This is a genomic window from Hymenobacter segetis (assembly GCF_038448715.1).
Classification (GTDB): Bacteria; Bacteroidota; Bacteroidia; order Cytophagales; family Hymenobacteraceae; genus Hymenobacter; species Hymenobacter segetis.
Genome location: NZ_JBCEVZ010000007.1, coordinates 112,823 through 122,069, shown reverse-complemented (window position 1 = coordinate 122,069; position 9,247 = coordinate 112,823). Strand labels below are relative to the sequence as shown.

At 60.3% G+C, this 9,247-nt stretch carries 8 protein-coding genes and 1 other RNA gene; 5 read left to right on the top strand and 4 right to left on the bottom strand.

Features of this window, described 5'->3' with window-relative positions:
- A partial coding sequence (locus AAFH49_RS05095; RefSeq protein ID WP_342296421.1) for a DUF1573 domain-containing protein occupies positions 1-251 on the bottom strand: 251 nt, incomplete at its 3' end.
- A gap of 244 nt (positions 252-495) precedes the next feature.
- Here AAFH49_RS05095 and AAFH49_RS05090 point away from each other — a divergent pair.
- A complete protein-coding gene (locus AAFH49_RS05090) occupies positions 496-2,916 on the top strand; it encodes an alpha-ketoacid dehydrogenase subunit alpha/beta (protein WP_342296423.1) in 2,421 nt (806 codons plus the stop codon).
- A gap of 34 nt (positions 2,917-2,950) precedes the next feature.
- Here the strand turns inward: AAFH49_RS05090 and AAFH49_RS05085 are convergent, their stop codons facing one another.
- Complete coding sequence (locus tag AAFH49_RS05085; RefSeq protein WP_342296420.1) at positions 2,951-3,559, bottom strand: hypothetical protein; 609 nt, start codon at positions 3,557-3,559, stop codon at positions 2,951-2,953.
- An 89-nt stretch (positions 3,560-3,648) separates the two neighbouring features.
- Between AAFH49_RS05085 and AAFH49_RS05080 the strand changes: the two genes are divergently transcribed.
- Positions 3,649-4,647, top strand: coding sequence for an acyl transferase (locus AAFH49_RS05080; RefSeq protein ID WP_342296419.1), 999 nt, complete (start codon positions 3,649-3,651; stop codon positions 4,645-4,647).
- A gap of 74 nt (positions 4,648-4,721) precedes the next feature.
- Entirely contained in the window at positions 4,722-5,021 is a 300-nt protein-coding gene (locus tag AAFH49_RS05075) for a hypothetical protein (protein ID WP_342296418.1), read from the top strand.
- An 88-nt stretch (positions 5,022-5,109) separates the two neighbouring features.
- On the opposite strand, the gene AAFH49_RS05070 is transcribed toward AAFH49_RS05075, so the two are convergent.
- Positions 5,110-6,273, bottom strand: coding sequence for a sigma-54-dependent transcriptional regulator (locus AAFH49_RS05070; RefSeq protein WP_342296417.1), 1,164 nt, complete (start codon positions 6,271-6,273; stop codon positions 5,110-5,112).
- Between the two features lie 251 nt (positions 6,274-6,524).
- Here AAFH49_RS05070 and AAFH49_RS05065 point away from each other — a divergent pair, with 251 nt between their 5' ends.
- Positions 6,525-7,805 (top strand): PQQ-dependent sugar dehydrogenase, encoded by a 1,281-nt coding sequence (locus AAFH49_RS05065; RefSeq protein WP_342296416.1) that lies wholly within the window; start codon positions 6,525-6,527, stop codon positions 7,803-7,805.
- Between the two features lie 8 nt (positions 7,806-7,813).
- Positions 7,814-8,254: a c-type cytochrome gene (locus tag AAFH49_RS05060; protein ID WP_342296415.1), complete on the top strand. Its 441-nt coding sequence runs from the start codon at positions 7,814-7,816 to the stop codon at positions 8,252-8,254.
- A gap of 280 nt (positions 8,255-8,534) precedes the next feature.
- Here AAFH49_RS05060 and rnpB read toward each other — a convergent pair.
- An RNA gene (gene rnpB, locus AAFH49_RS05055) (RNase P RNA component class A) lies at positions 8,535-8,945 on the bottom strand.
- Positions 8,946-9,247: the final 302 nt, after the last annotated feature.

The following is a 9,247-nucleotide window of genomic DNA, read 5'->3' as shown; positions in this document are numbered from 1 at the left end:
TTGATGACGCCCATCTTGCCGGGCAGCACTGGGGTTTTGGTCCAGTCCGGGGTAGTGCAGCCGCAGCTGGCCTGCACGTTGGCAATGACCACGGGCTGGTTGCCAGTGTTTTTGAACTTGAACTCGTAGGTGGCCATCGTGCCCTCGGGCACGTTGCCGAAGTCGTGGTTGTCGGTCGAAAACTGCATCACGCCCTGGGCGTGGGCCGCGCCGGCCAAAGCCAGCAGGCAAATAGTAAGGAGTTTCTTCATGATTTCTAAACCCTGAGCCGGTAATCAAATGCCGGGGCGGGCGGTTTTGAAGTAGAAAAAGAAAGCCGCTGGCAACAGTCCCGGGCTGACAATCAGCACGGAATACTTACTACCATTGTACCCCAAATATACGGCCAAACCCCGCCACGCCACCCACCCGGCCCCGATTCCGTATTTTTGCCCCACGGCCCCGGCCGCCCGCCTCTTCCGCTCCAAAATTCCCACGTATCCTGACCCCTATTATATGTCTGCAGCCGAAACCGCCGTGCCCGCGCTAGCCGCGCCCCTCACCAAGGCCGACTTTCTCACCGATTACCGCCTGGCCTGGGAAAGCCGCCACGCCTCGCTGGCCGGCCGCAAAGAAGTATTCATGGGCAAGGCCAAGTTTGGCATCTTCGGCGATGGCAAGGAAGTGCCGCAGCTGGCCATGGCCCGGGCCTTCCAGAACGGTGACTTCCGCGCCGGCTACTACCGCGACCAGACGTTTATGGCCGCCATCGGGCAGCTTACCTGGGAGCAATACTTCGCCCAGCTCTACGCCAACCCCGATGTGGAAGCAGAGCCCGCCACGGCCGGTCGCGCCATGAACGGCCACTTCGCCACCCGCATGCTGGACGACGACGGCAACCTGACCGACCTCGCCCACACCAAAAACTCCTCGGCCGATATCTCGCCCACCGCCGGCCAGATGCCGCGCCTGCTGGGTCTGGCCTACGCCTCCAAGCTGTTCCGCCAGAACCCCGAGCTGCACCAGTTCGATACCCTTTCGACCAACGGCAACGAGGTGGCCTTCGGCACCATCGGCAACGCCAGCACCTCGGAGGGCATGTTTTTTGAGGCGCTGAATGCCGCCGGCGTGCTGCAGGTGCCCATGCTGGTTAGCGTGTGGGACGACCATTACGGCATCTCGGTGCCGGCTGAATATCAGACGACTAAGCAGAGCATCAGCGAAATCATGATGGGCTTGCAGCGCGACGGCGAAGGCCAGTCGGGCTTCGAGATTTACGTGGTGCGCGGCTGGGATTACGCCGGCTTGGTGGATACCTACCAGCGCGCCGCTGCCGTGTGCCGCGAGCAGCACGTCCCCGTGCTTATCCACGTCACGGAGCTCACGCAGCCGCAGGGCCACAGCACCAGCGGCTCGCACGAGCGCTACAAAAGCAAGGACCGCCTGACCTGGGAGGAGGACCACGACTGCCTGCACAAGCTGCGCGAGTGGCTGCTGGCCGAGGGCCACGCCACCGAGCTGGAGCTGGACGAAATCGAAAAAACCGCCGCCGCCGTCATCAAAACGGCCCGCACCGCCGCCTGGGCCGCATTCTTCGACCCCATTAAAGCGGAGCGCGACGAGGCCGTGGCCCTGCTCGAAAAGCTGGTGGCCGACACCGGCACCGAGAACACGCTGCACGAGCAGGTGGAGCAGCTGAAAACCAACCCCACGCCCATCCGGGCCGACATTGTGCGGACCATGCGCCGCGTGCTGCGCGCCGTGCGCAACGAGAAGCGCAGCTTCGGCCGCCGCTCGGTGCAGCGCCACCTGGAGCAACTGTTGGCCGAAAACGCTGACCGCTACAATTCCAATCTATTCAGCCAGAGCGAGCTGGCGGTGGGCAATATTGAAGAAGTGCCCGCCACCTACGCCGCCGATGCGCCCGTGGTGGACGGCCGCGAGGTGCTGCAGGCCTGCTTCGACGCCAACTTCCAGCGCGACCCCAAAATCTTCGCCATCGGCGAGGATGTGGGCAAGATTGGTGATGTTAACCAGGCCTTTGCTGGCTTGCAGGACAAATTCGGCGAGCTGCGCGTGACGGATACCGGCATCCGTGAGTGCACCATTGTGGGGCAGGGGATTGGCGCGGCGCTGCGTGGCCTGCGGCCCATCACCGAAATACAGTACCTTGATTATCTGCTGTATGCCATCCAGATTCTGAGCGACGACCTGGCCTGCCTGCAATACCGCACCAAGGGCGGCCAGAAGGCCCCACTCATCGTGCGTACCCGCGGGCACCGGCTGGAAGGCGTGTGGCACTCGGGCTCGCCCATGCAGATGATTCTGGGCAGCATCCGGGGCATTCATTTGTGCGTGCCGCGCAACATGGTGCAGGCCGCCGGATTCTACAACACGCTGTTGCGCAGCGACGAGCCCGCTATCGTGATTGAGTGCCTGAACGGCTACCGCCTGAAAGAGAAAACGCCCAGCAACGTAGGTGAATTCACCCTGCCGCTAGGCCGCCCCGAGGTGCTGCAAAAAGGCACTGACGTAACCATCGTCACCTACGGCTCGATGTGCCGCATCGTGATGGACGCCGCCAAACAGCTGGCCGAAGTGGGTATTTCCGTGGAAGTTATCGACGTGCAAACGCTGCTGCCCTTCGATACCGACCACCTCATTGCCGACAGCCTCCAGAAAACCAACCGTGTGCTATTTGCCGACGAGGACGTGCCCGGTGGCGGTACCGCCTTCATGATGCAGCACGTGCTGGACGAGCAGCAGGCTTATCGCTTCCTCGACGCGCAGCCGCGCTGCCTGGCCGCGCAGGCCCACCGCCCGGCCTACAGCTCCGACGGCGACTACTTCAGCAAACCCAACGCGGAGGACGTGTTCGACACCATCTATGAGATGATGAGCGAGGATGCGCCGGAGAAGTTTCCGGCTATTTATTAAGCAATTGGCGTGGTAGGCTGGCTCGCGGGCCGGCCTACAGCGTTACCTCGCTGGTGGTGATTTTGTTGCTCTCGTGCAGGCCACGGTCCAGGATGCTGATTTCGAATCGGAACACGTCGCCGGTGTTGAACACCGTACCATCAAGAAAAAAAGGCACCATGTGGCGCAATTCGCCTTTCAGCGGTGCAGCGCGGCCGTCAGCCCCATTCAGGCGCGGATAACGGTCATCGTATTCGCCGACCTTGCCGAAGGGTGGCGGGTTCAGAAAAAATTCGAATTTTCCGGTGGCTGGATTTTTCTTGTAGGGCTGAACGAAATAGTTAAGGCCAAAACCTTTACCGTTATGGCCGCCAGTGGTAGAGTTGAATGGCGGGTTGTTGAGGTCTTCAGGGTCGAGGCCCAAGTCGCCGTCGCCGTCCCGAAAGCTCAGAACAAATTCCAAATCAACTTCTGTCAAATCCCCGGGCTTTGGTGGCGGAATGCGCGTTACCCGAACATCAGTAAACTCAATTTCAGGCGTGTTCGAGTAACTGGGAGCGCTGAGGCAGCCGCTGAGGCCCGCCCCGGCCAGGCCAAGAAGAGCAACTCCGCGCAGGGTACGAAACAAGTTCATAATAGACAGGAAGTGAGAAGTCAGCAGCACAACGGCCGAAGTAGCCCCAAAGTACGTTCTTCCCAACGAATAGCCAACCTGGTTGGTTCGGTGGTACCTGCCAATCTGGTCATCTGCTCATGAGTTTTCGCTTCGATTTTCTGCAAAGGCTGCCGCTTGTTACGGCCGCCACATTTGAGGCTGCCGCGTTGGATTTGTTCCGGTATCAGGCTGTGCATTGCCCACCCTACGCGGCCTACCTGGCGCAACTAGGTCGTGCGCCCGCTGCCGTGGCCGGGCTGACGGATATTCCCTTCCTGCCCATCGAGTTTTTCAAAACCCACGAAGTCCGCACCCAGCCGGCCGAATGGGAGCCGCAGGAAACGTTTCTCAGCAGCGGCACCACGCTCCAGCAGCGCAGCCGCCACCTCGTGCGCGAGCCGGCCCTGTACCGCGAAAACGCAGCCCGTATCTTCGAGCAATACTACGGCCCGCTCACGGGCTGGACGTTTCTGGCGCTGCTGCCGTCGTATCTGGAGCAGGGAAATTCCTCACTGGTGGCGATGGTGGATTATTTCGCGCAGCAATCGGGGCAGACGCAGCCGGCATTTTTCCTGCACGACCATGCCGCCCTGCGCAACGCGCTGGCCGAAGCTAAGCAGGTACCCGGCCGCCGCGTCATGCTCATTGGCGTGAGCTACGCGCTGCTGGACTTTGCTCTGGAAGCTGGCCCCGCGCCGGAGCTGCAAGGCCTCACCGTGCTCGAAACCGGCGGCATGAAGGGCCGCCGCCGCGAGATGATTCGGGAAGAGCTGCACGCGGAATTGCAGCGGGCGTTTGGGCCAGTCGGTATTCATTCCGAGTATGGCATGACGGAATTGCTGAGCCAAGCCTATTCGCTGGGCGATGGCAGGTTCCATAGCCCAGCGCCGCTGCGGGTGCTGCTGCGCGACCCGTCGGACCCATTTTCGATTGGTGACAGACCCGATGGGGCCATCAATGTGATTGATTTGGCGAACATTGATTCCTGCGCTTTCATCGAAACCAAGGACTTAGCGCGGATGCACCCGGACGGCTCGTTTGAAGTTCTGGGACGGATGGATAATTCGGACGTGCGCGGGTGTAATCAGATGGTGTAATTGTAAAATTAAATCCTTTGGGAAAGCCGTACAAATATCATCTAAGACCTGGCTATGGGTCGGATGAATTGCTCTTGGAATTCCTCCTTGATAGTTCTGATGCAGACTTTAACAGCGACCTGTTGGCAACGATTCAGGATATCAATCCTAAAATTGATGGAGTTATAGATTTGTGGATGAATGACGAAGTGATATTTCAGATTTCTTCAAGTAAGGGATGGTTTTCCTTGTCAAAAGATATTTGGGACTTTGCCTTTATCATGGCTGATAACAACCAACCCATTATAAAACTAATTGCCGAATTTTTAGGGCGCAGCAACTTGTTTGAAAAAGAAGAAGTTGATTTTGATGATTACAAGGAAATAAAAAGATAAGCCTGTCATCGAAACTGCGGTAAATAAAAAGGCAGCGCCAGAATCAGTCGATTTTGGCGCTGCCTTTTTTAATTGTCCAATACGACTTCTATTTCCCTGCAAACGCCTTCGCGTCGCCTTCCGTAATCGTGTCGTCGCTCATGATTACGAGGCGTTCCACCACGTTGCGCAGCTCGCGGATATTGCCGCGCCAGTCGAGGCCCTTCAAATATTCCAGGGCGGCGGCATCTATTTTCTTGGGCTTGTTGCCGTAGTCGGCGGCGATGTCGTTGAGGAATTTCTGAATCAATTCGGGGATGTCTTCGCGGCGGTCATTCAGCGAAGGGACTTGGATTAGGATGACCGAGAGGCGGTGGTAGAGGTCTTCGCGGAAGTTTTTGTCGGCGATTTCTTGTAGCAGGTCTTTGTTGGTGGCGGCGAGGACGCGCACGTTTACCGAGATTTCCTTCTCGCCGCCCACGCGGGTGATTTTATTTTCCTGCAGGGCGCGCAGCACTTTGGCCTGGGCCGAGAGGCTCATGTCGCCGATTTCGTCGAGGAAGAGGGTGCCGCCGTCGGCTTGCTCAAACTTGCCGATGCGCTGCTTGACGGCCGAGGTGAAGGAGCCTTTTTCGTGGCCGAATAGCTCGCTTTCAATCAGCTCGGAGGGGATGGCGGCGCAGTTTACTTCTACCAGCGGGCCCTGGGCGCGGTTGCTGAGCTCGTGGAGCTGGCGGGCTACCATCTCCTTGCCCGCGCCGTTGGGGCCGGTGATGAGGACGCGGGCATCGGTGGGGGCCACCTTTTCGATGGCTTTGCGCACGGCCCCGAGGGCGGCCGAGGAGCCTACCATTTCCGAGCCTTTGGTGACGGAGAGCTTCTTTTTGAGCGTCTTGGTTTCGGTGACGAGCTTGGTGCGGTCGAGGGCGTTGCGGACGGTGACGAGGAGGCGGTTGAGGTCGGGGGGCTTGGGCAGGAAGTCGTAGGCGCCTTTTTTGGTGGCTTCCACGGCCGTGTCGATGCTGCCGTGGGCCGAGACCATGATGAAGGCGGCGTCGGTGCCCATGGCCTGGGCGCGGGTCAGGACTTCGAGGCCGTCCATTTTGGGCATGCGGATGTCGCAGAGCACCACGTCGTATTTCTGCTGGATGAGCAGGTCGAGGCCGGCGGGGCCGTCTTCGGCCTGGTCAACTTTGTAGCCTTCAAATTCCAAAATCTCCTTCAGCGTGTTGCGGATGGCTTTTTCGTCGTCGATGATGAGGATGCGGGGCATGCGGGGCGGAATACGGATGGAATGCAAATAGAGCGGCGCGAAGGTAACGAAAAGCGGCGCTAGGAGTTTAAGCTGGATATTGAACGAGGTAGAGACGCAACATTTTGCGTCTCATCGTTGCTGATGTTGTTATTGCTGCCCCGTTCAGCGTAAAGCATAACAGCGCAGCCCCGACCGTTCAACGACGAGACGCAAAATGTTGCGTCTCTACCCCGTTCTTTCAGTCCGTTCTTTTCAACCCAATTCCCCGCATGAAAAACACGATAACCCGGCCCCTGCTGCTCACGGCGGCGCTGGCCGGCAGCTTCAGCCTCTACTCGCTCACCAGCAAGCCCACCGTGGTGGCCGACCCCAACAACGCCGGTCTGAAGCTGCCCGCCGGCTTTGGCGCGCTGGTGGTGGCCGAAACCGGCGGCCGCGCCCGGCATATTACAGTGACGCCGCAGGGCAACATTTTTGTAAAACTCAATAAGCCCAAAGACGGCAAAGGCATCCTCGAATTAAAGCCCACTGCTACCGGCAAGGCCACCGTGACGGGCGGCTTCGGCAGCTACGGGGGCACGGGGATTTATGCCAAGGGCGGCTATTTGTACGCGTCTTCGGATGAGGACGTGTACCGCTATAAGCTCGATGCGAAAGGGGAGGTGACCAACCCCACGCAGCCCGAAAAAATCGTGTCGGGCCTGCTGAACCGGGGCGAGCACGAGAGCAAATCCATCGTGCTGGATAATGCGGGCAACCTCTACGTGAACATCGGGGCCTACTCGAATTCCTGCCAGGTGAAGGACCGGGAGAAGGGCTCGATGGGCCGGCAGAACTGCCCGATTCTGGATTCGGCGGGCGGCATCTGGCAGTTCCGGGCCGATAAAGTGGGGCAGACGTATGGCAGCGGCACGCGCTACGCCACCGGCCTGCGCAACGTGGTGGGCCTCGACTGGAACACGCAGGCCAACCAGCTTTTCGTGATGCAGCACGGCCGCGACCAGCTCCACGACATCTTCCCCGAGATGTATACCACCAAGCAGTCGGCCGAGCTGCCGGCCGAGTGCCTCTACGAAATCACCAAGGGTGCGAATGCCGGCTGGCCCTTCCTGTACTACGACGGCCTAACGCACAAGAAAATGCTGGCCCCCGAGTACGGCGGCGACGGCAAGAAGCTGGCCGACCCCAAGTACCTGGAGCCCGCCGCCGCCTACCCCGCCCACACTGCCCCCGACGGCCTGCTGTTCTACACCGGCACCATGTTTCCGGAGAAGTACCGCAACGGCGCGTTCATCGCCTTCCACGGCTCCTGGAACCGCGCCCCCGAGCCTCAGAAGGGCTATTACGTGGTTTTTCAGCCCTTCAAAAACGGCAAGCCGAGCGGCCAGTGGGAAGTGTTTGCCGACAACTTTGCCGGCTCGCCCGAGAAGGTGGCCAGCGGCCGCGCCGACCACAAGCCCTGCGGCCTGGCCCAGGGCCCGGACGGCTCGCTCTACGTTAGCGACGACAAGGCCGGCACCATCTACCGCATCGTGTACAACCAGAAATAAGCGCGTTCGTGAAGAAGTATTTTGCCCTGCTGGCCGCGCTGTCCCTGACCAGTGCCCCGGCCTTCGCCCAGAAAAAACCGGCCCCCAAAGCCGCGGCCAAAGCCCCCGCCGCCTCGGCCTCGGTGCTCAAGGGCAAGGCCATCTACACCCAATATTGCCTCACCTGCCACCAGGCCGACGGCCTTGGGGTGGACGGTATGAACCCGCCCCTGGCCAAAACCGACTACGTGCTGGGCGACAAAACCCGCCTCACGAAAGTGCTGCTCAATGGCCTCAAAGGCGAGGAAATCAACGGCGAGGACTACCACGGCGTGATGCCCTCGCAGGCCTACCTGACCGACCAGCAACTGGCCGACGTGCTCACCTACGTGCGCAGCAACTTCGGCAACAAAGCCAGCGCCGTGACCGTGGCGGAGGTGAAAGCCGTACGCGCCGCCAATAAGAAATAACCGCTGAGCCGTGGGGCCGCCCCAACGGGCATTGCGCATGCGCTATTGCCAGCGGGACTGCCCCAACGGGCATAGCGGATGCGCTATAGCCAGTGGGGCCGCCCCAACGGGCGGAGCGCGTGTACTATGACCAGTGGGGCCGCCCCAACGGGCGGAGCGCGTGTACTATGACCAGTGGGGCGGCCCCAACGCGCACAGCGCATGCGCTCCGCCCGTTGGGGCGGCCCCGGCGCTTGGAAACAAAAAAGGCCACTCCCGGGCGGGAGTGGCCTTTCTGTTGTGAGGTGATGGGTCTGTAAGCCGGGTTTTGTCCGGGGCCGAAGCCCCTGCCTCACCATTTATCTAGGCCAGTCCTCGCGGAAAGGCTCCATCAACCTACCCGCTGGCGCCGGACGAGCCGCCCGGAGCCGATGCGGCCGAAGCCGCGCCGGCGTACCAGCTTATTTGGTCTTTCAACCCCTGAGGTTTACCCAGCCGGGACGGTTGCCCGCCCGCTGGTGCGCTCTTACCGCACCTTTTCACCCTTACCGGCACCGGCCCGAAGGCCGGTACGTAGGCGGTAATTTTCTGTGGCACTCGCTGTCCTGGTTCGCATTATGCTTGCCAGTCCTTCCCGTTAGGAAGCAAGGTGCTCTGCGTTGCCCGGACTTTCCTCGTCGCCCGAAAGCGCCGCGGTGAGGCGACCCATCACTGCGGGCAAAGGTACGCACGCCGCCGGAATGGAAGGATGCGCGCTCGAGATGCCCTTTCCGGTCATTTAGGGCTTGTTTCGGCCCGATAGAGGCCCATTCAGACAGATTTGCGGGGGAATTAAATTAAATTATTGCAATTATAAATTAAATATATACATTTACAATTGTACTGACGCGACGGCTACGCTTATCAGCCCCTTCCACCCCCCGGGTGCCCGTTCCCCCACTGGCCCCGGCAGCAAAGTAGATTCCCAATTCCCGGCGCGGCTGCAAGATGCTCGCGCCGCCCCCTTGGCCCCCT

Coding starts and splice junctions, on each gene's coding strand:
- AAFH49_RS05090 (WP_342296423.1), top strand. CDS start 496: ATGTCTGCAGCCGAAACCGCCGTGCCCGCGCTAGCCGCGCCCCTCACC.
- AAFH49_RS05080 (WP_342296419.1), top strand. CDS start 3,649: ATGAGTTTTCGCTTCGATTTTCTGCAAAGGCTGCCGCTTGTTACGGCC.
- AAFH49_RS05070 (WP_342296417.1), bottom strand. CDS start 6,273: ATGCCCCGCATCCTCATCATCGACGACGAAAAAGCCATCCGCAACACG.
- AAFH49_RS05065 (WP_342296416.1), top strand. CDS start 6,525: ATGAAAAACACGATAACCCGGCCCCTGCTGCTCACGGCGGCGCTGGCC.